The following is a 23,898-nucleotide window of genomic DNA, read 5'->3' as shown; positions in this document are numbered from 1 at the left end:
CACCAGCGATGGCAACCTTGAAGCCGTGGTGTTCGCCAGCGTAACGAGCTGCGACATCCCAGAAGTCGTCTTCACCCCAAGAAGCCGAAACCGAGAAGCCAGCAAACGTCGGCGAGTCGTAACGGACTGAGTTGGTCGGGAGACCATTGCAGTCACCCCAAACGCAGCCGCCAGCGGCGCCCCACTTCAATTCCGTCAAATTGCCGGTAGCCGAGTTGCGGATGAAGAAGTTATTGACGTCGAACGAAACCCAGTTGGCGGGAACGAGCGAACCCGAGCCGTCGACCAAGATGGCCGTGTTGTCCGAAGCCTGAGACTGCTTACCAACCGACACCTTGCCGAGCTGATCGCTCTTGATGAACCAGAATGACTGCAGCGTACCTACGCCGTTCGGCGCGCCCGTCAGAACCGACGGACCGTCAACGAGGTCCTGGTTCATCGTCAAGCTATCGGAGCCGACGGCTTCAAGATGGAGAACATAACCAGCGGTCCAGCCCGGGACGATCGTGGCTTGACCCGTAAATTTCACGTGGCTGGCGAGCGTGGTGCCGAGATCGTGCACGTACACGTTCGATTCGCCACCATCATCCCACCAGGTGACCTGCTGACCGACCCAACCGGATACCGTCAGCGAAACCTTGCGGTTGCCTTTGCGTGCCGTCGTCGCCTCGAGTTCCGCAATGCGTTCCTCAAGGTCGGCGCAGCAGTTGCCACCGAGGTCGGCAGCAGAAGCACTGCTGGTCGACATTGTCATGCCGCCTGCCAGCAGGCCTGCAGCGACGACAGCGCTCAGCCCATATTTCATCATCTCACTCTCCCGATCCGCTAACGATCCTTGACCGGGAAGCTCTGTGATTCTTCACCTTGCACAAAGTGAGTTCGGGGAAAGATACATGAATAGCACAATCGATGTTGCGAGGTAGCAACTGACAGATGAAACGAAAAAGGCCGCCCCGAAGGGCGGCCTCAATCATTTCAGTCGTTCGGTTGAGCTAGATCAGAAGTTGATCAGAGCGCCCATGCCAACGTACTGGAAGTTGTCGGTCGGGAGCGTGCCACGTGTGTCGTCGACGAGGCTAGCATCGAGATGGCGATACTTGAGCCAGATCGACATAGCAGCCGCATCGATTTCCTGAACAACACCGAGACCCCAGACGTCAACCTTGCCGGTGCCGACGAAGTCGTCAGTTGGCGAGAAGCCGGCATTTGCGAATGCAAGATTGTTGTTCTCAGCGCGCTCGTACTCACCGTAGAGAACGGTGTGACCGAGCGGGTTCCAACGCTGACGGATACCAGCCTTGATGTAGTACGTGTTGTTCGAGTCGATGCCGGAAAGGTTCAGGTCGAGGTGACCGTAAGCACCGTAGACGAACAAGCCAGTTGCGACGTGCTCAGCATATGCACCGAGCTGGAAGTAGTCGCTGCCAGCCGGCTGAGCAACGTTGACGTTGATCGAACCCGGGCTGCCCGTGAAGTCCGACACGTGGCTGAAGGCACCAGCGATGGCAACCTTGAAGCCGTGGTGTTCGCCAGCGTAACGAGCTGCGACATCCCAGAAGTCGTCTTCACCCCAAGAAGCCGAAACCGAGAAGCCAGCAAACGTCGGCGAGTCGTAACGGACCGAGTTGGTCGGGAGACCGTTGCAGTCACCCCAGACGCAGCCGCCGGAACCGCCCCATGTCGCATCGGTCAGCTGTCCAGTAGCCGAGTTGCGAACGAAGAAGCTGTTGACGTCGAACGAAACCCAGTTGGCGGGAACGAGCGAACCCGAACCGTCAACGAGAATGGCCGTGTTGTCCGAAGCCTGCGACTGCTTACCGACCGACACCTTGCCGAGCTGATCGCTCTTCAAGAACCAGAAGGACTGCAGCGTACCAACGCCGTTCGGCGCGCCCGTCAGAACCGACGGACCATCAACGGTGTTCTGGTTCATCGTCAAGCTGTCGGAACCGACGGCTTCAAGATGGAGAACATAACCAGCGGTCCAGCCCGGGACGATCGTGGCTTGACCCGTAAATTTCACGTGGCTGGCGAGCGTGGTGCCGAGATCGTGCACGTACACGTTCGATTCGCCGCCATCATCCCACCAGGTGACCTGCTGACCGACCCAACCGGATACCGTCAGCGAAACCTTGCGGTTGCCTTTGCGTGCCGTCGTCGCCTCGAGTTCCGCAATGCGTTCCTCAAGGTCGGCGCAGCAGTTGCCACCGAGGTCGGCAGCAGAAGCACTGCTGGTCGACATTGTCATGCCGCCTGCCAGCAGGCCTGCAGCGACGACAGCGCTCAGCCCATATTTCATCATTCTACCTTCTCCCGTCTTCATCACTTCTAGTGGTGGACGCGCTACTTGGCCCCTTCGCCTTGTTAGCCGTGTTTAAAAACACAGCCACGGCGTACACCTGCCAAGTGACTTCGCCGCTTGACGGGGAAGCTCTGCGATTCGCCCTTCTGCAACAATTACGCTTTGCGAAAACGCCCAGACGAATCCAAGGTTGTGGCGAACGGGCAACTAAATCCCGATTCAGAAGAAGTGATATATGGCGGATAAGATATTGATTTAAAATATGAAAAATAGATATCGACGCGATGTGTCATAGCCAATGGGTTTTCAACGCATCACTGGCGAACAACCTGTGTACGAAATGAAAAAGGCCGCCCCGGAGGGCGGCCTTAATGATTTCAGTCGCTGGATCGAGTCGGATCAGAAGTTGATCAGAGCGCCCGCGCCGACATACTGGAACTTGTCCGCATCGAATGCGCCGACACCCGAGGTATCTGCATCGAGGTTGCGATACTTGACCCAGATCGACATCGCAGCGGCGTCGATTTCCTGGACAACGCCAAGACCCCAGACGTTGACTTCGCTGCGTCCCAGGAAGGCTACGCCTGCACCGTTGTCGCCCGCATTGATATCGCCGTCGGCGTCAATGAATGCCGACGAAGACAACTTGTTCTGGGCCCGCAGGTACTCACCGTAGAGAACCGTGTGGCCAAGTGGGCTCCAACGCTGGCGGAGACCGCCCTTTGCGTACCAGGTGTTGTTCGAACCAACGCCTGCGATGTTCGGATCAAGGTGACCGTAAGCACCGTAAGCAAAGAGACCCGTCGGGATGTGCTCCAAGTAAGCGCCAACCTGGAGGTAGCTGCTGCCATTCGGCTGAGCTACGTTACCCGAGGTTTCGAAGTCCGAAACTTCGCTATAGGCAGCGGCAACAGCAAGCTTGAAGTCGCCCAGTTCGCCAGCGTAGCGGCCTGCGACATCCCAGAAGTCGTCTTCACCCCAAGAGGCCGAAACCGAGAAGCCACCGAAGGACGGCGAGTCGTAACGGACCGAGTTGGTCGGGAGACCGTTGCAGTCACCCCAGACGCAGCCACCGGCTCCACCCCAGCGAAGCGTGCTGAGATCACCCGTCGATTTGTTGCGGATGAAGAAGCTGTTGACGTCGAACGACACCCAGTTGGCAGGAACGAGCGAACCCGAACCATCGACCAGAATGGCCGTGTTGTCCGAAGCCTGCGACTGCTTACCGACCGACACCTTACCGAGCTGTTCGCTCTTGATGAACCAGAAGGACTGCAGCGTGCCGACGCCGTTCGTCGTGCCCGTCAGAACCGACGGACCGTCAACGGTGTTCTGATCCATCGTCAAGCTGTCGGAGCCGACGGCTTCAAGATGGAGAACATAACCAGCGGTCCAGCCGGGGACGATCGTGGCTTGACCCGTAAATTTCACGTGGCTGGCGAGCGTAGAACCAAGATCGTGGACGTACACGTTCGATTCACCGCCGTCATCCCACCAGGTCACCTGCTGACCGACCCAACCGGATACCGTCAGCGAAACCTTGCGGTTGCCCTTGCGGGCCGTCGTTGCTTCAAGTTCTGCAATCCGCTCTTCGAGGTCCGCGCAGCAGTTCCCCCCGAGGTCGGCTGCAGTGGCGCTGCCAGCCGACATCCCGCCTGCCAGCAGGCCTGCCGCCACCAGGGCACTCAGACTGTACTTGTTCATTGACCTACTCCCGTCTGCTTCGACTTGAGAAATGAGGGACGGGACGTATCACCCAGCCCAACACTCGCCTGTATGATCTTCTTGTGAAACCCGTCCTCAAACCCGTCATCCGCGGCCTACGGGATTTGTGTCCCCCCGAATCACCGCTCAGGGCATTGCTTAAAGCAGATCCGATTCGGGTATGAAACAGTCTTGGTAACTTCGGCTGTGGAATTGCGGGGATTTGTGACGGAAAAGCCACGAATAACGAGAGTGCCGCAAGCCCGTCCTAAAGCGGTCGAACTCACGACATTTTCTCGCGAAACCGCGCGGCCAGCAGCGGCGTCCGACGCGTTTCTTTCAATCATTCCAAGCGGCACGTTGCGAGAGTTGGGCTTCAGAGCGAATTGAACCCAGTGGGACGATAAGTCTGCACGCAAGCTTCCCGGCCGCCCGGTCCTTTTCATGAGCGAGCGCTGTGGAGAAAGTCCTAGGCGACGGATATGTCAGGGATATTGCGCCACCTTCGTTTTGTGGCCTCGAAAATTCTGACCTTTACTCGCTGACAGCAAGCCCAAGGGGTGACGCTATCCCGGCGAATTATTCGAGCGAGTCCCCGGCACGCATCTGATTTCATTCCAATGTCTACACCGCGCTCGAAAATTAGGCCCGGTCGGTGCCACAAGATCGCCCTTAACCGGAGTATCCAATTATCTGAGCCGGCGACATGGAATCCACTTGTCGAGAGGCGGGGAAAGAGCGCTCTATAGGTGGCGCGAAAACGAATAGGAGAGCTGCCCGGTGCTCCATTTTGCGCCGCATTAAAGGGCGAGAAAGTCACACATACTGCATCGCCGAGTGGAAAATCTGCCACAATCATTGTTTAGCAATTTTAGTCGTAGCGCTTGTACCTGGAACCAGGACGGTGCACGCCCAACTCAACGCTCACCCCAGGGGCTGACAGTATTCCGGACATGACAGGTAATTCGCTCGATCGCCGAACGGTGCTCGGTCAGGCTGCCGTAGGAACTTTTGCCCTCGCCCTCTCCAAAATGGCACTGGCCGCATCCGCGGCGACAGCCGACACCGTTTCTCCGCCGAAGGGCACGCCCTTCACCGCGACGAACGCGAACACCGAGGCTAAGCGCCTTGCGGACCAGCCGTTTGCCAAGCAGACGATGGATCTGCCCCCTCCATTCAATAAGCTGACTTACGATCAGTACCGCGATATTCGCTTTCGCGCCGAGAAGGCGATCTGGAAGGGCGAGAATATCGATTTTGAGATCCAGCCGTTCGCGATGGGCTGGCTCTACGACACGCCGGTCGATCTATGGCTCGTCGACAATGGACAGGCGACGCGCCTCATCGCCGATAGCAATCTCTTTTCCTTTGGCACCTTGATTGGCCCCGGCCCCGAGGCGGCGCCCTATGGCTTTTCCGGCTTCCGCATTCACGGGCCGATCAACAGGTCTGATGTTTTCGACGAATACGCCGGTTTTCAAGGTGCGAGCTACTTCCGCGCGATCGGCCGAGGGCAATCTTACGGCGCGTCCGCGAGAGGACTTGCGCTGAGCACAGCCCGTGCCGAGGGCGAAGAATTTCCCTTCTTCCGCAAATTCTGGATCGAGAAGCCGAAGCCGGGTGCAACCCAAATCGTCATTCACGCGTTGTTGGATAGTGTATCCACGACCGGCGCGTACCGGTTCATCATCGAGCCGGGATTGACCACGGTTATGGACGTATCGGCAACGCTGTATCCGCGCACCACGCTAACCCACGTCGGAATAGCACCTCTCACGAGCATGTTCCTGCACGGCAAGTCCAGTCAGCGCTTGACGCGCGACTATCGCCCGGAAGTGCATGACAGCGGCGGGCTCGCCATGATCAATGGTGCCGGTGAGCGCATCTGGCGTCCGCTAAACAACCCGAAAACGCTCCAACTGAGTGCTTTCACTGATCGCGACCCTAAAGGCTTCGGACTCTGGCAGCGCGACCGGTCTTTTGACACCTATGAGGATCTCGAATCTCGCTACGAGCGCCGGCCGAGCGTTTGGATCCAACCGAAAAGTGGCTGGGGCGAGGGCTTCATCGAACTGATCGAAATCCCGGTCGAGAACGAGATCCACGACAATGTCGTCGCCTACTGGAAGCCGGTGCAGGAACTGACGCCTGGCGGTCCGCACGTATTTTCTTACAAGATCTTCTGGGGAGACGGCGTGCCGTCATCTTGGGCAGGTTCGCGAGTGGTCAAGACGCGGATCGCAAAAGGCAAGAGCCCCGACACAATCCTGTTCGTTCTCGATCTGACCGGCGCTTCGGTAAAGGACGCTCGTGACCTCCCAGTCGCCGATGTGTCCGCGCGAACCGGCAAGATTTCGAACGTCAGCGTGCAACGCAATTCCGAGATTTCTGGCGTGCGGGTCATGTTCGAACTCACTCCGGGTGACGCCGAACTTGTTGAACTCAGATGCGTTCTGAAAGCCGGTCAGCAGCCGGTATCCGAGACATGGCTTTACCGATGGACCAAGCCGTAAACGAAAACTTCAAAGGCAGGATTCCGGACATGTCTGCGGAGACGCAAAAAGCGCTCGACGCAGGACCGTGGGTGAATCTTCCGCCTCCAGCTCCGCTCGCGATGCCGGTGCAGGAATTTTCTGTACGCGCCGAACATCCTCCCGAGTCGAGAAGGCGCGTCTACTGGGTACCGCGCGCTGCGATCTTTGCAGGCGCCGCTGCGTTAACGGCAGCATTCGCGCATGAGCTCTTCAGCATTCTGGCGTTCGTTGTCATTACGCCCGTGCAGTTTCTGTTTCTCATTCTGTCGACGATTGCGTTCGGTTGGATCGCCATCGGCAGCCTGAGCGCCGCGCTCGGATTTTTGCCGTTGTTCGCCGGTGAGCGACCCGACACGATGGAGCCGCCGCCGCTCGATACCCCGCTTGAATCGAAAGTCGCGCTGCTTTTCCCCGTCTATCACGAAAGCCCGGCTATGATCGCCGGCGCGATCGAGGCGATGCTGCGAGACCTGAAGGCGCTCGGCAGAAATCAGAACTTCGACGTATTCATTCTGTCCGACACGCGCGGCGACATCGACGGAAATCGCGAAGCAAAAACCTATAGCGCCTTGAGCCAGGAGATGGCTGAGATCGCGCCGGTCTATTATCGTCGCCGGATCCAGAACACGGCCCGCAAGGCAGGTAACATCTCCGACTGGGTGGAACGCTTCGGCGCCGACTATGAGTCATTCATTATTCTCGACGGCGACAGCGTAATGAGTGGTGCAACGCTACTCTCGTTGGCGCTGGCCATGGACAGCGAACCAAAGGCTGGACTGATACAGACGGTGCCGCGCATCGTCGGTGGCGAAACGCTTCTGCAGCGATTGCAGCAATTTGCGTGCAATACGTATGGACCGCCCGTCGCCGCCGGTCTCGCATTCTGGCATCGCGATCAGGGCAACTACTGGGGCCACAACGCGATCATCCGAACACGCGCGTTCGCTGGTGCGGCTGGCCTGCCGGAACTGCCCGGGCGCAAGCCGTTCGGCGGGCACATCATGAGCCACGACTTCGTCGAAGCCGTGCTGCTGCAGCGTGCCGGATATGGCGTGCACATGATGCCATCGCTCGAAGGATCCTATGAAGGGATGCCGCCCAACATCGTCGATGTCGTTGCGCGCGATCGGCGTTGGGCGCAGGGCAATCTGCAGCATCTCGCCATCGTCTCGCAGCCCGGTTTGACGCCGATGGGCCGCCTTCATCTGGGTATGGGCGCAACGGCGTATTTGATCTCGGCCGTGTGGGCGCTGTCGCTGATCGTCGGTATCGTTCTGGCTCTGCAGGGCCAGCAGATGATCCCGAGCTACTTCCGCGACGCCAAGACTCTTTTCCCGATCTGGCCGATCATTGATCCTGGCGCCGCGCTGAGACTTTTCCTTGCAACGATCGTTGTCGTGCTGCTTCCGAAATTTCTCGGACTATTTCTGGTTTGGAAACATGCGCTCGCCGAGCGTAGCCCGCTCGGCGCTCTCCGCGTGACGTTGGGTGTCTTCACCGAAACCATCTATTCCATGCTGATCGCGCCGATCTTCATGGTCACGCAAACAGTCGGTTCCATTCAGATTTTGGCCGGGTTCGACTCCGGCTGGAAAGCACAGCGGCGAAACGATGGTGCCTTGCCGTTTGACGATGCGATGTGGTTTAGCCGCTGGCACACCGCGATTGGTATCATCGCGTCGGTCATCATCTGGAACGTCTCGCCAGGACTACTCGGCTGGATGTTGCCGGTCCTTTTGGGACTGGTGTTTGCCGGACCAGTTAGTTGGCTGACGTCTCTGAAAGCCGGACCGATCGAACGCTGGATGCTGGCGACCGCCGAAGACCGCGCGCCGCCGCCCGTGCTCGTTGATGCTGAGCACCGCGCGCGAAATTGGAGTGAGCGGATTGCCGTCGCAGATGCGCTGGCAGGCACGCCGGAAGCGGCCGCAGCCTAACCGGCGCGACCGGACGGCCGATCATCAGTCGCCTTCGAGCTACGTAGCGAACGAAAGAGTTCGTTGAAAATCTCACGCACGCGCAAAGGCTCGGTATCGAGATAGGGAAGGGGCCGAGTCACTTCGGCAGCAACCACACCGAGCCGTGCCGTGAGCGCGCCGTTGAAGGCACCTTCGCCCAGTCGCCGCGATAGACGGCGCAGCACATCCTGTCCGACAAACTGCCCAAGCAGATCGTCCGTCATGCCAATGCCGCCGGTGGCAATGACATGCCCAACGACGAGCTTCGCGAGCCGGAGCGCACCGAGCACGCCGGGCCGTCCACCGTAAATAGTCGCGATCGAGCGGAACATGCGCACGTTCTCGACGAGCACAAACCCCATCGCGATCCAGAGGATGGGCGACAGCGCCGAAACGGTCGCCACGCGCTTCGCAGATTTCAGAATGATCCGCCGCGCCTCGACATCGAGCGGCCGGATCAGTTCGCGGTCGGTGAGCCTAAGCAGTTCCCCGGGTGCGAGCACATCGCCGCGATGATCGTTGACGCGTGCAAGACCCCAGGCAAGATCCGGCCGCGCGCGATAGTGTTTTATGAGCGCGTCAGCCGCGGTTCGTTCTGCGACAGCGTCCGGCTTCGCTAGTGTCGCCTTCACCAGCGCACGAAGTTTCGCGAGCCGCGCCAGACGCCGGAAGCCGATGAGTTCGCGCAGAACGATGGCCGTGAGTGCAAAGGCAATCACCATCAAAAGCCCGAACGCAGTCCAGCCGACCCAATCTTGCCGCTCGAGCGCGACGGACACAAACCGCGCAAACCAAAGCCCGGCAGCAAGAGACGCAAGCGACGCCATCGCCCCGAAGAGAATGCCGCCAAAGCGAAAGCCGCGATTGATATCGCTGACCGTCAATCGACGTTCGGGGACGGGCATACGCCGCTGGCTCGCCGCGCCGGAGGTTTCGCTCCATTCATCGATCTGAGGTGCAGGCTCGATTTCGTCGAGCTTGAGAACGCGGGGGCGGCGCGATGGCGGATCGTTTTCGAACGTCATGTGAGATAGTCCGAAATGAGAAAATCTAGGGCTCGGTCAAGCCGGATATGAGGAAAGGCCGCCGGCGTTCCGTCGGCAAGGACGTCCAAGAGTTTTGGCGGCTGAAAGCGAATGAGTTCGAGCGGCGATGTTGCCCGCCGCGCGGCGTCGAGCGCTGCCGCTGGATCGGCCGGAAGATCGCCCGGAAAGATTGCGGCTTCTGTCTTCCCGTTGAAAGTCACGCCATCAATGCGTTCACCGGTCATCGGTATGCCGACAAGGCAGGGCAGCAGCTCTCCGCCTTGCTTCGCTGTTGTCTCGCGCGTCGCGCGGATGGCCGCGAGCGCCATTGCATTGACGCCCGCGCCTTCTCCTTCGGCACGCGTAACCGAGTCATCAACGATCAGCTTGAGAACGCTAGCCAGACGGTCGTGGCTCGATGCCGGTAAATGATCGGCCTTCGTTGCAGCAAAGAGAACGCGGTCGATCTTGCGGCCCATAAGAAGCGAAAGCCACGAGTTGGTGCCGGGCCGGAACGCTTGCAGGATTGCCGTCATCGCGCGTTCGAGATCAGCGAGTGCGTCTGCGCCTCGGTTCAATGCGGAAAGCGCGTCAACCAGCACGATCTGACGGTCGAGCCGCGCAAAGTGATCGTTAAAGAACGGGCGAACCACAGTCGACTTATAGCTTTCGAAACGCCGCGTCATCATCGCCGCGATCGATGCGCGGGGAAGGCGCTCGTCCGACGCGAGCGGCATCGGAAAGAACGTCAGTAGCGGCGATCCTTCGAGATCGCCCGGAAGGAGAAACCGTCCTGGGGCGAGCGTGGATTGGGCACCGGTCTCGCGCATGCGCGACAGATATTCGGTGAAAAGCTTCGCGCCGGTGATCGCAATTTGCTCGTCCTCACCCGCCGCCGGGTCGGTTCCCGCGAGAAACTCAAGAAACGGTTTCGCCGCCGCCGCGCGCGAGGGATCGGCTGCAAGTCGCAATGCTTCGGAAGAGAAGGCGCGATAATCCTGCGTCAGCAGCGGCAGGTCGATGAGCCATTCGCCGGGATAATCGACAATGTCGAGATAGAGCTTCGAAAGCCCGAGTGTCCGTTTCAGCAGCGATCCCGACCGGTATTCGATGGTGATGCGCAATTCCGAAATACGCCGCGTGCTATCGGGCCAGACCGGCGGCACGGCGATAAGGTCGCGCAGATGCGCCTCGTAATCGAATCGCGGAACACTGTCGTCCGGCTGCGGTTCGAGATACGCACGCACGATGCGCTGCTCAGCCTCAGGCGCGAAAAACGGCAACCGGCCGCCGCTGATGAGGTTGCGGATCAGGCTTGTGATGAAGACGGTTTTACCCGCACGCGACAGTCCGGTGACGCCGAGACGCAGCGACGGCGTTAGAAAGTCGCCGAGGCGCGTCTGAGCATCCCTGATGAGATCGCTGTAGGAGGCATCTGCCAAAGTCGCCACTCTCGGGTCACGTTGCGCGAATGACCCGTAGGTCGAATCCTTAGGTGGCCCAAGTTGTGCCCGGCGACAAGCGGCGGCTGGGTTCTATCTGGCGGTCTTCAGCCGTAGAACATCACCGCTACGCCCGCCGCGCACACGATCACCGCCATGACCATGAGGGCTCCTGAACGTAGAATTTCCGACACTTTATTCTCCATAAGCCTCGCCAATCGCGAGTACTTCAGGAGACTAGCTGTCTGGAGTTGAATGCGCGCTGAAGCATAAGTTCAGCTGGCGTTCATGGAAAAATCGCGGCGTGACGGCCCTGAATTCAGGCGTCATGCGCCTTGCGGACCTCAAAAATCTCCATGATCCGGCATCCGCGATGCGGACCATCGACCACGAACGTCCACTTGCCCTCGGTAAAGGTGTCGCACATTTTGACACCCTTCACGAGAATCCAGTGGCCTTCCTTGCCCTTGTGAATGGCGAGAATGTAGTAAGCCCAAGCATTCCGCGGCTTTTGCATCCACGTCCAGACCGTCGGACGCTCTTTGCGGGCGCGATGCAGATGTGTTTCCGTCAATTCCATGCGGTAACCGAAGTGGGCGAGAGCCGCCTCGACTTCGTCCGCATAGGTTCCGCGCACGACGGGCTTTCGATGCGGCGGCAACTCGCGCCCCTCGCGAATGACGTCCTCGATCCGGGAAATCCCATATCCAGTAATCGCGGAGAGAACGTAGGGCCCGCAGAACGCCACGCGGCCGGTATCGTTGTTCGCCGCGCCAAGATGAGAGCTGGCGGTGGAAAGCCGTTCGGCCATGTTAGAGTTGCCTTATGAATGTAAGGCCGAATGCTCAACCGATCTGGTTAAGCAAAAGTTAACGCAGTGCCGGTGCGCGCATAGGAGGGCAGTTGCCGTTGAACGTTTCCTTCTTTCAGGAACTGATGAATTCGATCGCGGAGCAGAGCCGAGCGCTTCTGCCGAAAGGGCTGTTCGGCGACGACGACCGGGGAACTCTTGAAGACCTGGCGCGGGCGCTGATGTCTGGACGAGGTGAGGCCTCCGGCGTCGCCATTGCGCGGCAATTGCTGATCGGGCTGAAAGCGGCGCCAACCGAGGAACGCCATCGCTTCTACCGCTTTCTGTCTGAGGAACTGCGCCCGGATGAGGCCGTCGTGGCCGAAGCGGCCCGCGCTTATCTTGAGCAGCCCGCCGAGGCCACGCTCTTGCGCCTACAGAAAGCCTGCTATCCGCCCCGGCTAGAATTTTTTCGCCGCCTCAACCTCGCGCACGGGGCGACGGGAGAGATCGTCGCCCTGCGTGCCGACCTTCTTCGCAACATCAAATCCGACGCGTCCTTGGCATCGATCGATCGCGATCTCGAGCGTCTTCTGACATCATGGTTCAATCGCGGCTTTCTCGTTCTGCGCCGCATCGACTGGCAGACGCCGGCAGCCATTCTCGAGAAAATCATCGCCTATGAAGCCGTGCACGAAATCCGCGGCTGGGACGATCTGCGCCGCCGCCTCGATCCGGCCGACCGGCGCTGTTTCGCCTTCTTCCACCCGGCGCTGGTAGACGAGCCGCTGATCTTCGTCGAAGTCGCCCTCACGCGCGACATTCCCGCGACGATCTCGGAAGTTCTCGACGCGCACCTGAACGACGACGCACCGCCGCCGACGACCGCCGTCTTCTATTCGATCTCCAACTGCCAGGACGGCCTCAAAGGCGTTTCGTTCGGAAATTTCCTGCTCAAACAGGTGGTCGAAGACCTCGTTCGCGATACGCCGACGCTCAAAACGTTCGTAACGCTTTCTCCCGTTCCCGGATTCGCGCGCTGGCTTGACCGGACTCTCGCAGACGAAAATGACGACAGCGTCACACTTGAGGAACGCCGGGCGCTGGCGCCGCTGCGCAAGCCAAGCTGGGTCGAAGACATCGGCAAGAACGCCGAAGCGGATGCAGAGCTCAAATCGGCTGTACTCGCGCTTGCCGCCAGGTACTTCCTTGTGGCGCGCTCGTCGGAAGATCGCCCCGTCGATCCGGTGGCGCGCTTCCATCTGGGCAATGGAGCGCGGCTGGAGCGTATGAACTGGCTGGGAGATACATCTGAGCGTGCCCTGCGCGACGCGTATGGCTTGATGGTCAACTACCGCTACGAACTCTCGGAGATCGAACGCAACCACGAGGCCTACGCTCAGGACGGTGCAGTGGCGGCGTCACGCGCGGTGCGTGCACACTTGAGAATGCCAGCGAAAGGCAAGGGCCTGGCGGCCGTTCCTGATCTGCTCGCGCTTCCCGGAAGCGGAAAAACCAAACGAGCGCCAAGCGGGGCGCAAGAGTAAATAGGCCGGAAAGGCGATAGAAAACGGCCTTGTGTTGGCTTAATGCTCGTGCAGTATGAGCGCCTTAACGGACACGGCAGAGGCTGATCTCGGCCGCGTGTCATACCGGTGTTCGCCGCTTAATCTGTAAGGTCTTCCATGCGCTACGACGACAACGATCGCGAAAGTTCCAACATCGAAGATCGGCGCGGCCAAGGCGGCGGGTTTCAATTTCCGGGACGCGTTCAAATTCCATTGGGTGGTGGTGGCGGTTTCAGCATCACGACGCTGCTGATCCTCGGCGCGCTGATGCTGTTTATGGGCATCAATCCGCTCGACGTGCTGTTCGGATCCGGCGGACAGGTCAACATGCCTGAGCTTCCGCGCAGCGAGCGACCAGCCCAACGCACGCCGAACAACAACATACCGGGCCTGCCGGGGTCCTCAGGAACGCAGACCGCGGGCCAGGAAGACGCCGAGCGCATCTTTATGGGGCGCGTGCTGGCCGACACGGAAGACGTCTGGACGCGGGTCTTCAAGAGCATCGGACGCACGTATAAAGAACCGCCGATGGTGATCTATTCCGGCATGACGCGAACAGCATGCGGCGCCGGACAGGCGGCAATGGGTCCGTTCTATTGCCCGCTGGATCAAAAGGTTTATCTCGATCTTCAGTTTTATGACGAGCTGAAGCGCAAGTTTAACGTCAGCGGAGATTTCGCTCAGGCGTACGTCGTTGCGCATGAAGTTGGACACCATGTGCAAAAGCAGCTTGGTATCCTCGATCAGGTGCAGGAGCTGAAAAATCGCGCCGACAGCGAGGCGACGGCAAACCAGATTCAGGTCCGCGCTGAATTGCAGGCAGACTGCCTTGCGGGCGTCTGGGCCAATCTCAATGACCAGTTGAAGAAGAGACTGCAGCCGGGCGACCTCGAAGAGGCGCTGAACGCAGCTTCGCAAATTGGTGACGACATGATCCAGCGGCGGATGACCGGACGGATCGTCCCGGATGCGTTCACGCACGGCACAGCGGCCCAGCGCGTTCGCTGGTTCAAGGCCGGATTTGAATCCGGACGCCTCGATCAGTGCGATACCTTCAACACGTCGAACCCGTGATGTGAAGGAAGTGTGCCAACGCGCATCGCTTCGAGGGACCTGAAAACAAAGCGGCCGATCTTTCGATCGGCCGCTTTTTTATAATTCCGCTATCGCACGTGAACGTTCGCGAATGTCTTACAACGCAGCGCCGCCTCTTAAAGCGCGTTGCCGATGAAGTCGCCGACCTTGCACGTCACGTTCTGCGCGTTGAGTTCCTTGCAGATGCGAATGGCATCCGCTTTGGTTTTTACCGGCCCGGCGACAAGCTGGAAGTTCGGATTATTCGGATCACCGTTCGAGGTGTAGCGCGGCTTGAATGTCTTCAGGCGGTCGTTGTGCAAGGCCGCGATCTGAATCCAGCTCATCCGTAGACCTTCGACGCTTGAATCAGACCCGATCTGCAATCCGATAGGCTTCGCTTCCTGCTTGACGACAGCGGTCCCGAAATCGAGCGCCTCGTTCGAAGCAGCCTTTGCTTTCGCCTTGGTCTTCGTCGGAACGGCGGCCTTATCGACACTACCGGTCACGATTGGATGCTCGGGTGATGCGTTGATGATGCGCGTCGAAGGCGAGGGCGGCGCCGCTTCTGCCGTCGTCGTCGCGGGTTCGGGAATGCCTTCCACATCGGTACCCGATTGAGACATCTGCTGAGCGCTTGCCGCCGGTGGAGCTTCCGCCAAACGCATCTTGTCTTCGATGGCCGTTACTTGCTCGCTGAGCGTGTGCGTCTGCTGTTGCTGATTACCCACGTCGGATTTCACGCTCGCAACATCGAGTTCCAGGCGCGTTAGCGACGAGCGGATACCATCGACATCGGCCGCGAGCTTGAGAACGGCGGCATCCGTTTGCGCGGATTGGGTCAGATGATTGCCCGGCGTCAATTCTCCGAGCCAATTGGGAGCGAAAATCGCGACGCCGAGATATCCGGCGCCCAGCGCTCCGAGCATGGACCAGAGAACGGCGTATGACGTTCCGGCCTTCGCCCGTCCCGTCTTGTCACTGGCTGGCTTAGTCATATCGTGTGGTGTCCTAATTCCGCATCCGGGGCACTCACTGCGAATTGGCGGATGGCGTGCCTCGAATCATTTTCTCGATCTGTCAGACGTTGGGCTCCCGATTGTCGACACTGCAATGCTTCTGACCGCCCTGTTGCATCGAAGTTGTGGATCGTGGCCAATGCGCAATTGAACTGGCCATGCATCGGAAACCTTTGAGCAAAATGGACCAGCGTTAGAACGAATCGCCGCTTATCCCCACGCGCCGCGCAAGTCTGCGGCTCTGCTGTCATGACTTATCGCGGTCCGCTATGGCGGCAGCCATTCGGGCGAGATAGAGGATGAGCAGCCAAACTCCAGAACAGGTTGTTTATGACCGCATCGTCTCCTTTGTTCGTCGTCCTGGCCGCCGGCAAGGGCGCCCGCATGAAATCAGCGTTGCCCAAGGTGCTGCACAAGATTGCCGGCCGCTCGCTCCTCGCGCACGTCCTGGCGACGGCGTCGTCGGCCGAAGGCAAGCTCGCAGTCGTTGTCGGTCCGGAGATGGAAGCCGTCGGAACCGAAGCGAAGGCGGTCGTGCCCGCGGCGCAGATATTTGTTCAGGTTGCCCAGTGCGGCACGGCCGACGCTGTAAAGGCTGCAACGCCCGCCATCGACGCGCACAGTGGCGACGTCATCGTTCTATATGCCGATACGCCGTTGATCCGGCCGGAAACCATTCAGCGCCTCAGAAGCGCACTCGATGCGGGCGCCAATGTCGCCGTCCTCGGCTTCAGGCCAACCGACCCGACCGGCTATGGCCGCCTCGTCACGGACGCGCAGGGCCGCCTGACGGCAATCCGCGAGCAGAACGACGCGACGGAGGCCGAGCGCAAAATCGGCCTGTGCAACTCTGGCGTCATGGCGTTTCGCGTGCCTCGCTTCTCCGAGCTGCTGGGTCGGATCGGCAATGCCAACGCCAAGGGCGAATACTACCTGACGGACGCCGTCGAACTGGCGATCGCGGACAAGCTGACGGCCGCCGTCGTCGAGTGCGACGCAACCGAGGTCATGGGCGTCAACTCGCGCGATCAACTCGCAGAGGCCGAAGCGATCTGGCAGTCGCGCGCGCGGATCGAACTGATGCGGTCAGGCGTGACGATGATCGCACCGGAAACCGTTTGGCTGAATTTCGACACCCGCATCGGCCAGGACGTAGCGATCGAGCCCAATGTTGTCTTCGGTCCGGGCGTCACCGTGGAAGCAGGAGCTAAGATCCTGGGCTTTTGTCACATAGAGGGCGCGACGATCGGGGCTGGCTCTCGGATCGGTCCGTTCGCACGCTTCCGGCCGGGCGCGCGGCTCGGGCCTGAGGTCCACATTGGCAATTTCGTCGAGGTGAAAAACACCACGCTCGAAGCCGGTGCCAAAGCCAATCACCTCTCCTACCTCGGAGACGGGCACATCGGCGCCAAGGCAAACGTCGGCGCGGGCACGATCTTCTGTAACTACGACGGCTTCTTCAAGCACAAGACCGAGATCGGGGAGGGGGCCTTTGTCGGCTCCAATACGTCGCTGGTTGCCCCGATCAAAGTGGGAGCGGGCGCCTATATCGGCTCAGGCAGCGTCATTACAAAGGATGTCGGTCCGGGCGCGCTGGCACTGGAACGCGGTACGCAAGAGGAGCGGCCGGGTTGGGCGGCCAAATTCCGCCAGATGATGGCCCGCCGGAAAGCCGCATCAACCAACCGTTAACGATGCACGGAACTTGCAAAGCAGGAATGCGCGCCGCTTAGGCCTTATTTTGAAACATTCTGTGATTTGAGAAGAGCTATGCCCACCGTCATCGTTGCAGTGGGGACTGATCAAGTGAGGGACAGCTACGAATGTGCGGGATCGTCGGAATCCTCGGGAAATCTGCCGTTTCGACCAACCTCGTCGAAGCGCTGCGCCGGCTCGAGTATCGCGGCTATGATTCGGCGGGAATCGCCACGGTCGAGGCGGGCTCCCTCGCGCGGCGCCGCGCCGAAGGCAAACTTCGGAACTTGGAAACGCGCCTGCTGAGCGACCCGCTCGACGGACGGACTGGCATCGGCCACACGCGCTGGGCAACGCACGGCCGCCCGATCGAACGCAACGCGCATCCGCACATGACGGCGAAAGTCTCTGTCGTCCACAACGGCATTATCGAGAATTTCCGTGAGCTGAAAGCCACGCTGGAAGCCAAGGGCCACCGGTTTGAGACGGACACGGACACAGAAGCGGTCGTCCACCTGATCTCCGACAGCCTGGACCGCGGACTGGATCCCGTAGCGGCGGTCCAAGAGGCCTTGCAGCATATCAAAGGTGCATTCGCGCTCGGCATCATCTTTGCGGGCTACGATGATCTCATGATCGCCGCGCGCAAAGGGTCTCCCCTCGCCATTGGCCACGGCTCCGGCGAAATGTATCTCGGGTCCGACGCCATCGCGCTTGCGCCGTTCACGGACACCATCACGTATCTCGAAGACGGCGACTGGGCCGTTCTGCGCCGGTCGGGCGTCGAAATTTTTGACAGTGAAGGTGCGCGCGTCGACCGTCCCGTCATCAATGCGGTGGCAAGTTCGTTGCTGGTCGACAAGGGCAACTATCGCCACTTCATGCTCAAGGAAATCCACGAGCAGCCGGAAGTCATTTCGCATACACTCGCAAGTTACCTCGACATGGCGAACGCGCGCGTTGCCTTTCCGGATCTCGGTGTCGATCTCGCGAAAATCAGCCGTGTCACCATTTCGGCGTGCGGCACCGCTTATTACGCGGGTCTTGTCGCAAAGTATTGGATCGAACGCTTCGCCCGCCTGCCGGTCGATATCGATGTCGCGTCCGAGATGCGTTACCGCGAAACGCCCTTGCCGAAGGACGGCCTCGCGGTGTTCGTATCCCAGTCGGGCGAAACCGCAGATACACTGGCGACGCTGCGTTACTGCAAGGACAACGGCCAGCGCATCGCATCCGTCGTCAACGTCAGAAGCTCGACGATCGCCCGCGAATCCCATGCCGTGCTGCCGACGCTTGCCGGACCTGAGATTGGCGTTGCCTCCACCAAGGCATTCACCTGCCAGCTCTCAGTCCTCGCCGGACTCGCGATCGCGATCGCACGTGCGCGCAACACGATCACGCCTGAAGAAGAAACCGAGCTCGTCACCGCGTTGACCGAGGTGCCTCGGCACATGGCGTCGTTGCTGCATCACGACGAAAACTATCTTTCCATCACCGACGTGCTCTCCAAGGCGCGTGACGTCCTTTATCTCGGACGCGGCCTGAGCTTCCCGATCGCCCTTGAAGGCGCATTGAAGCTGAAGGAAATCTCCTACATCCACGCCGAGGGCTATGCGGCCGGAGAACTGAAACACGGCCCGATTGCGCTGATCGACGAGACGGTGCCGGTGATCGTGGTCGCGCCGGAGGATGAACTGTTCGAGAAGACGGTCTCGAACCTCCAGGAAGTCGCCGCGCGTGGCGGGCAGATCATCCTGATTTCGGACGCCGAGCCCGAGAAGGCGGGCTGCAAGCTCGCCGGGCATATCCAGATGCCGAAGGTTGCACCGTTGGTCGCCCCGCTGCTTTATGCTATACCGATACAACTCATTGCCTATCATACGGCCGTGCAGATCGGTACCGATGTGGATCAGCCACGCAATCTCGCAAAATCTGTCACTGTCGAATGATGGGGGAAAGTGAACAGGGGATAGGGCCGTGAAATTGCCCAGTTCTCTTGCATGCACTAGGTTCGGGCACGGGCACCGCTTGAACACTTGCTAATGGGGAAGAGACGGACATGACGCCAATACAAAGCCTGGCGCGTAGCGTAATGCTCGCGACGGCTGCGGCTTGCGCGCTGGCTGTGGGTGTTACCGCGTCGTCGCCGGCCGCCGTGGCCAAGAAAAAAGCCGAGCAGTCGGCTCAGCCAGCAGGCGAAGGATCCGAAGCTCAGAAGACTGAGGCGGCGCGTAAAGCCTATGACGCGGGCCTGAAGGAATACGCCAACGGCCGCAGTCAGGGCGCGATCGATCAGATATCGGCGGCTCTGAAATCCGGCGGGCTCAATGGCCAGCAGACGGCCAAGGCGCTCTATACGCGTGGGCTCGCCTACAAAAAGCTGAAGCAGCCCGGCCTCGCAATCTCCGATCTCACGAGCGCGCTTTGGCTCAAGAATGGCCTGACCGACGCTGACCGGGCCAGCGCCACGAGCGAACGCGCCGCGGCCTATCAAATGGCCGGCATCCAGGACGAAGGCAAAGGCCCGGAACGAGTAGTCGGCGTAGCGAGTGCGGTAAAGCCAACTGCAACACCAGCCGTTACGCCAACAGCGGGTCCGAATGCGGGCTCCGCTGGCTTGTCCGCTGCCGCGATCGCGCAAGCCGCGTCAAGTAACTCGAACTCAGCTTCGGGCCCGGTAACGCGGCAGGATACCGAGAGTCAGGCAGCGAAGGATGCTGCGAATGCCCGCGCAGCGTACGCGCCGGTGAACACCGGCTTGCAGTCCGTCGCCTCGTCGACGGTTACGTCGGGTGGCGCCGCAACACCGCCTCCAGCCGCGGCACCGCCCACATCGTCGAGCGGAAGTTCGGGCGTAAGCGGTTTCTTCTCAAATCTCTTTGGTGGCGGGACATCGGCGCCTCCACCGCCCCAAGCGTCAGTAACGACGGCATCAACCGGCCCAGCCGCAGACGTGTCGGAGTGGAGCAGTGCGACCGTCGTCAATAAAGGCGGCAAGGCGAGCCGCACGGCCGCCGCCACGCCGGTCACTGGCCGCGCAACCAAAGGCAAGTACAAGGTTCACATCGCGGCGTTACGCTCGCGCGCGGAAGCTGATGCGCTGGCGCAGCAGATCGTGGCTCAGCACGGCGCTGAACTCGCAAATCACGTTCCGATGGTCGATGAGGCCGTTATCGGTAGCATGGGCACCTTCTATCGCGTTCGCATCGTTGGCTATGCCAATCAGGAAGAGCCGCGCGGCGTATGCGATAAGCTCAGGACCAGTGGCCTTGACTGTCTTGTCGTGACAAACTGACGGCCGCCCGAACTCCGTCGGGCATTTGCCCGAGTAGGAGAGTATGAGCACGCCCCCTTCCGACCCGAACAATCCAGCTCGCCACGGCCCATCCGCGGCCGAGGCAGCTCAATTGACCGAAGGCCTGAAGCGGCTTGCGAGTAATGAGAGTCGCGCCGGTCGCTGGCGCCTGGGCTCGCGCTTTCGCAACGCATTCTTGACCGGGCTTGTGATCGTCGGCCCCGTGACGATTACGCTGTGGCTGATGTGGGGCGTGATCCACTGGATCGACGCCTGGATCAAACCGCTCCTGCCGAACACATTCAATCCCGACACGTATCTGCCGTTTCCAATCCCCGGCATCGGGCTCGTCGTAGCCGTCTTCGGTCTGACGATCATCGGCGCGTTGGCCGCCAACCTCCTTGGACGCACGCTTGTCTCGTCTGGCGAGCTGATGCTGTCGCGCACGCCGATCGTCCGCAACGTGTACGGCGCGATCAAGCAGATCTTCGAGAGCGTCGTCTCGACGGCTGGCCCCAATCAGAGCTTCCAGAAAGTCGGCCTGATTGAATTTCCGTCGAAGAGCATCTGGAGCATCGTCTTTGTTACGGGCGAGACGACCGGCGAGATCAAGGATGTCGGCCCTGGCGGTGAAACGGACCTGCTGACGGTTTTCATGCCGACCGGCATCGTGCCGCCGGCTGGCTTCATCTGCTTCGTGCCGCGTTCGAGTGTCGTGTTCCTCTCGATGACGGTTGAGGAAGCGGCGAAAATCATTCTGTCCGGCGGCATCGTGATGCCAGACCTGGAAGAGAAGTCGAAGCGTCTGGCAGCTGCCGCATCGTCAGGTTCACGGACGCGCTTCGGGCGTGGCAAGACGCCAGCTTAGATCCCGATCGTCACGCAACGCGGAAGAGACGGACGGCGTCGTCGCGCTCGAATAGATAAAGCAGCGTCCGCAGAGCTTGCCCGCGTGACGATGTCAACATCGGATCTTGCGCAATGATCAGTGCCGCGTCGTCATGCGCCGCCGCCAACAGTTGATCCGATCCTGGAATATCCGCGAGACGAAAGCCCGGCGTGCCGCTTTGCCGTGCGCCAAGGATCTCGCCGCCACCACGCAGTTTGAGGTCGGTTTCGGCAATCAAGAACCCGTCTTCCGTTTCTTCCATCATGGCGAGCCGCTTGCCTGCGGTTTCCCCGAGCGGCGCTTTGTAAAGCAGCATGCAAAAAGATTCACGCGTACCACGCCCGACGCGTCCCCTTAGCTGATGCAGCTGCGCAAGTCCGAACCGTTCTGCATGCTCGATCACCATGATGTTCGCGTTCGGCACGTTGACGCCGACTTCGATGACGGTCGTCGCCACGAGGATCTTGATCTGCCCCGCTTCAAACCGGCTCATCGTCTCGTCTTTTTCTTTCGCCGCGAGTGCGCCGTGCAGCAAGCCCACCTGGTCGCCGAAGAGCTGGCGCAGATAAGCGAAACGCTCCTCAGCCGCCGCGAGATCGACCACCTCAGAACTCTCGATCAGCGGACAAACCCAATAGACCTGCGCGCCTTCCTGAAGCTGCACGCGAATGCGCTCGATGAGCCGTTCGAGCGATTCAATCGGCACCGCCTTCGTCACGATAGGCTTTCGCCCGGCGGGCTTTTCCGTGAGCTTTGAAACGTCGAGGTCGCCGTAGTGGGTCATCAGCAACGTGCGCGGGATCGGCGTCGCCGTCATCACCAGCACGTTCGTATCTTCGTTGTTGCCTTTCGCCTGAAGCGCCAGCCGCTGATGCACGCCGAAACGGTGCTGCTCGTCGATGATGGCGACAGCCAGATCCTTGAAGTGAACGTCGGGTTGAAAGATTGCGTGTGTCCCGATCAGAATATCGACGTCCCCGGACGCGAGGTGTTTCAACACCGCGTCGCGCGCCTTGCCCTTTTCGCGACCCGTCAGAAGAGCCGCGCGAAGCCCCGCGGCTTCAGCAAGCGGGGCAATGGTTTCGAGATGCTGCCGCGCCAGAACTTCCGTCGGCGCCATCAAAGCCGCCTGTGCACCAGCTTCGACGGCAACGGCCATCGTCAGGAGCGCGACGACTGTTTTGCCTGAGCCGACGTCTCCCTGAAGGAGGCGGAGCATCCGATGCGGCGCCGCCAGATCGTCAGCGATTTCGCCGAGTGCCGTGCGCTGCGATCCTGTGAGCGAGAAGGGAAGGGCCGCTTCAATTTTGCGGCGGATATTTCCATTTCCAGAGATCTGCCGTCCGCGATCGATTTTCGATGTCTGGCGAACGAGGGCGAAAGCTAGTTGCCCCGCGAGAAGCTCGTCGTAAGCGAGGCGCTGCCAGGGCGCGGCACCGTTTGAAACATCCTGAGCATCGAGCGGGCGATGCACGCGCGTCAGCGCAGTCCTGAAATCTGGCCAATGCCGCGCGCCCAGCCAGTCGGCTTGCTGCCACTCGTCAACCTCGGGAACACGTTCGAGAGCCTGGCGCTGGGCTTTCAGCAGGATTTTTCCGGAGAGCCCTGCCGTGAGCGGATAGACGGGCTCGAGCATCGGCAACTCATTGCGCGATTCCGGCGGCACAATGTAATCGGGATGCGCCATCTGCAGTGCTTCGCCGTACTTCTCGACCCGGCCCGAGACGTAGCGCACTTCGCCGACCGGAAGCTGCCCTTCGACGAATTTCCGCTCGGCATGAAAGAATACGAGATCGATGCGGCCGGTATCGTCCTCGCACGTGACCTTGTACGGAGCCTTTTTGTTGCCCCTTGGCGGCGCCTTGTGCTTCAGCACGCGGAGCTTCAAGGTTACGATGGTTCCAGGCACCGCCGCCGCCAATTCGGGCTCCGCCCGCCGGTCGATCACCCCGGTCGGCATATGCCAGAGCATATCCGCAACGCGCGGCTCGGTGACCCCAGGCGGCAGCGCGAGGCACTTCTTCAACAACAGGATCAATCGCGGCCCGATTCCCGACAGCGACTGGGCCGAGGCAAACAGCGGATTGAGCGATGATGGGCGCATTTCGTGGGAAACCGGCTCGCGAGAGACGCTAGGAAGGGACCCTAGGATGAGGCCCAGGCGTGCACCCGGCGGGTCGCGGCAATAAGCACCGCGCTCTATGCTAGGCTTAGGGTGCCACGGGCGCTATAGGAGCCTTTCGCATGGAAGGCGCACCGTGACGACTGACCGCCCCGCAGTCAAGTCGGGGGGCGGCCGATTTCCATGTGTCATCGAACCAGGGCCCGGCATGACCGACGACCTCGACGTGCGACGGCGGCGAGCCGCCTACCGCTCTCACCACCGCGGCACGAAGGAGATGGATTTCCTGCTCGGCCGCTTTGCCGATCAGCATCTTCCAGCGTTTCTCGATGCGGAGATGGCGCAGTTCGAGGGTTTGTTGGAGCTACCCGATCCCACTCTGCAACGGTGGATCCTCAGCGGGGCCGAGCCGGACCAGAGCGAGTTTCGGACCCTGATCGCCGACATTCGCGTTTTCCACGGACTTTGAACGAAGAGACGA

General features: G+C 60.4%; 17 protein-coding genes. 9 read left to right on the top strand and 8 right to left on the bottom strand.

From position 1 onward, the window contains the following. The 3 genes from DLM45_RS16350 to DLM45_RS16340 all read right to left on the bottom strand — a co-directional run. Positions 1-808 (bottom strand): porin (locus tag DLM45_RS16350; protein ID WP_181338125.1); only part of this gene is annotated, 808 nt, incomplete at its 3' end. Between the two features lie 189 nt (positions 809-997). Further along, complete coding sequence (locus tag DLM45_RS16345) at positions 998-2,302, bottom strand: porin (RefSeq protein WP_181338124.1); 1,305 nt, start codon at positions 2,300-2,302, stop codon at positions 998-1,000. Between the two features lie 399 nt (positions 2,303-2,701). Continuing rightward, complete coding sequence (locus DLM45_RS16340) at positions 2,702-4,006, bottom strand: porin (RefSeq protein ID WP_181338123.1); 1,305 nt, start codon at positions 4,004-4,006, stop codon at positions 2,702-2,704. Between the two features lie 953 nt (positions 4,007-4,959). Between DLM45_RS16340 and DLM45_RS16335 the strand changes: the two genes are divergently transcribed. Then, positions 4,960-6,519 carry an OpgD/OpgG family glucan biosynthesis protein gene (locus tag DLM45_RS16335; RefSeq protein ID WP_181338122.1) on the top strand — a complete coding sequence of 520 codons (1,560 nt, stop codon included), beginning with the start codon at positions 4,960-4,962 and terminating at the stop codon, positions 6,517-6,519. Then, positions 6,504-8,477: a glucans biosynthesis glucosyltransferase MdoH gene (mdoH, locus tag DLM45_RS16330; RefSeq protein ID WP_181338121.1), complete on the top strand. Its 1,974-nt coding sequence runs from the start codon at positions 6,504-6,506 to the stop codon at positions 8,475-8,477. The genes DLM45_RS16335 and mdoH overlap by 16 nt, the downstream gene beginning before the upstream one ends. Here mdoH and DLM45_RS16325 read toward each other — a convergent pair. From DLM45_RS16325 to DLM45_RS16315, 3 genes are all read right to left on the bottom strand, one after another. Next, entirely contained in the window at positions 8,474-9,523 is a 1,050-nt protein-coding gene (locus DLM45_RS16325; RefSeq protein WP_181338120.1) for a YcjF family protein, read from the bottom strand. The genes mdoH and DLM45_RS16325 overlap by 4 nt on opposite strands. Continuing rightward, entirely contained in the window at positions 9,520-10,965 is a 1,446-nt protein-coding gene (locus tag DLM45_RS16320; RefSeq protein ID WP_181338388.1) for a YcjX family GTP-binding protein, read from the bottom strand. Before DLM45_RS16320 ends, DLM45_RS16325 begins: the two co-directional genes overlap by 4 nt. A 319-nt stretch (positions 10,966-11,284) precedes the next feature. Beyond that, the gene (locus DLM45_RS16315; protein ID WP_181338119.1) at positions 11,285-11,776 is read right to left on the bottom strand and encodes a hypothetical protein; all 492 of its coding nucleotides are present in this window, start codon (positions 11,774-11,776) and stop codon (positions 11,285-11,287) included. 125 nt (positions 11,777-11,901) lie between these two features. Between DLM45_RS16315 and DLM45_RS16310 the strand changes: the two genes are divergently transcribed. Both DLM45_RS16310 and ypfJ read left to right on the top strand, forming a co-directional pair. Next, positions 11,902-13,302 (top strand): malonyl-CoA decarboxylase domain-containing protein, encoded by a 1,401-nt coding sequence (locus tag DLM45_RS16310; RefSeq protein WP_181338387.1) that lies wholly within the window; start codon positions 11,902-11,904, stop codon positions 13,300-13,302. A 138-nt stretch (positions 13,303-13,440) separates the two neighbouring features. After that, on the top strand, positions 13,441-14,397 hold the full coding sequence (gene ypfJ / locus DLM45_RS16305) for a KPN_02809 family neutral zinc metallopeptidase (RefSeq protein ID WP_181338118.1): 957 nt from the start codon (positions 13,441-13,443) through the stop codon (positions 14,395-14,397). 137 nt (positions 14,398-14,534) lie between these two features. Here ypfJ and DLM45_RS16300 read toward each other — a convergent pair whose 3' ends face one another. Then, positions 14,535-15,395, bottom strand: coding sequence for an SPOR domain-containing protein (locus tag DLM45_RS16300; protein ID WP_181338117.1), 861 nt, complete (start codon positions 15,393-15,395; stop codon positions 14,535-14,537). A 351-nt stretch (positions 15,396-15,746) separates the two neighbouring features. Between DLM45_RS16300 and glmU the strand changes: the two genes are divergently transcribed. The 4 genes from glmU to DLM45_RS16280 all read left to right on the top strand — a co-directional run bounded on the left by glmU (position 15,747) and on the right by DLM45_RS16280 (position 21,274). Further along, positions 15,747-17,108, top strand: a complete 1,362-nt coding sequence (glmU, locus tag DLM45_RS16295; protein WP_181338116.1) for a bifunctional UDP-N-acetylglucosamine diphosphorylase/glucosamine-1-phosphate N-acetyltransferase GlmU — start codon at positions 15,747-15,749, stop codon at positions 17,106-17,108. A 131-nt stretch (positions 17,109-17,239) separates the two neighbouring features. After that, the gene (glmS, locus tag DLM45_RS16290; protein ID WP_181338115.1) at positions 17,240-19,060 is read left to right on the top strand and encodes a glutamine--fructose-6-phosphate transaminase (isomerizing); all 1,821 of its coding nucleotides are present in this window, start codon (positions 17,240-17,242) and stop codon (positions 19,058-19,060) included. Between the two features lie 110 nt (positions 19,061-19,170). Beyond that, entirely contained in the window at positions 19,171-20,406 is a 1,236-nt protein-coding gene (locus tag DLM45_RS16285) for an SPOR domain-containing protein (protein WP_181338114.1), read from the top strand. Between the two features lie 43 nt (positions 20,407-20,449). Continuing rightward, complete coding sequence (locus DLM45_RS16280) at positions 20,450-21,274, top strand: DUF502 domain-containing protein (RefSeq protein ID WP_181338113.1); 825 nt, start codon at positions 20,450-20,452, stop codon at positions 21,272-21,274. A gap of 10 nt (positions 21,275-21,284) precedes the next feature. Here DLM45_RS16280 and recG read toward each other — a convergent pair whose 3' ends face one another. Then, positions 21,285-23,399 (bottom strand): ATP-dependent DNA helicase RecG, encoded by a 2,115-nt coding sequence (recG, locus tag DLM45_RS16275; protein ID WP_181338112.1) that lies wholly within the window; start codon positions 23,397-23,399, stop codon positions 21,285-21,287. Positions 23,400-23,625: 226 nt separating this feature from the next. Between recG and DLM45_RS16270 the strand changes: the two genes are divergently transcribed. Further along, positions 23,626-23,886: an FAD assembly factor SdhE gene (locus DLM45_RS16270; RefSeq protein ID WP_181338111.1), complete on the top strand. Its 261-nt coding sequence runs from the start codon at positions 23,626-23,628 to the stop codon at positions 23,884-23,886. Positions 23,887-23,898 lie beyond the last annotated feature (12 nt).

It is taken from the genome of Hyphomicrobium methylovorum (assembly GCF_013626205.1).
Classification (GTDB): Bacteria; Pseudomonadota; Alphaproteobacteria; order Rhizobiales; family Hyphomicrobiaceae; genus Hyphomicrobium_B; species Hyphomicrobium_B methylovorum.
The sequence above is the reverse complement of the archived record's forward strand: the minus strand, read 5'-3'. Positions and strand labels throughout refer to the sequence as shown.

Bases quoted from the DNA above. Each gene is read 5' to 3' on its own strand.
- DLM45_RS16310 (WP_181338387.1), top strand. From the start codon at position 11,902: ATGAATTCGATCGCGGAGCAGAGCCGAGCGCTTCTGCCGAAAGGGCTG.
- DLM45_RS16285 (WP_181338114.1), top strand. From the start codon at position 19,171: ATGACGCCAATACAAAGCCTGGCGCGTAGCGTAATGCTCGCGACGGCT.
- glmU (WP_181338116.1), top strand. From the start codon at position 15,747: ATGACCGCATCGTCTCCTTTGTTCGTCGTCCTGGCCGCCGGCAAGGGC.
- mdoH (WP_181338121.1), top strand. From the start codon at position 6,504: ATGGACCAAGCCGTAAACGAAAACTTCAAAGGCAGGATTCCGGACATG.
- DLM45_RS16335 (WP_181338122.1), top strand. From the start codon at position 4,960: ATGACAGGTAATTCGCTCGATCGCCGAACGGTGCTCGGTCAGGCTGCC.
- recG (WP_181338112.1), bottom strand. From the start codon at position 23,399: ATGCGCCCATCATCGCTCAATCCGCTGTTTGCCTCGGCCCAGTCGCTG.
- ypfJ (WP_181338118.1), top strand. From the start codon at position 13,441: ATGCGCTACGACGACAACGATCGCGAAAGTTCCAACATCGAAGATCGG.
- DLM45_RS16345 (WP_181338124.1), bottom strand. From the start codon at position 2,302: ATGATGAAATATGGGCTGAGCGCTGTCGTCGCTGCAGGCCTGCTGGCA.
- DLM45_RS16315 (WP_181338119.1), bottom strand. From the start codon at position 11,776: ATGGCCGAACGGCTTTCCACCGCCAGCTCTCATCTTGGCGCGGCGAAC.
- glmS (WP_181338115.1), top strand. From the start codon at position 17,240: ATGTGCGGGATCGTCGGAATCCTCGGGAAATCTGCCGTTTCGACCAAC.
- DLM45_RS16300 (WP_181338117.1), bottom strand. From the start codon at position 15,395: ATGACTAAGCCAGCCAGTGACAAGACGGGACGGGCGAAGGCCGGAACG.
- DLM45_RS16270 (WP_181338111.1), top strand. From the start codon at position 23,626: ATGACCGACGACCTCGACGTGCGACGGCGGCGAGCCGCCTACCGCTCT.
- DLM45_RS16340 (WP_181338123.1), bottom strand. From the start codon at position 4,006: ATGAACAAGTACAGTCTGAGTGCCCTGGTGGCGGCAGGCCTGCTGGCA.
- DLM45_RS16280 (WP_181338113.1), top strand. From the start codon at position 20,450: ATGAGCACGCCCCCTTCCGACCCGAACAATCCAGCTCGCCACGGCCCA.
- DLM45_RS16325 (WP_181338120.1), bottom strand. From the start codon at position 9,523: ATGACGTTCGAAAACGATCCGCCATCGCGCCGCCCCCGCGTTCTCAAG.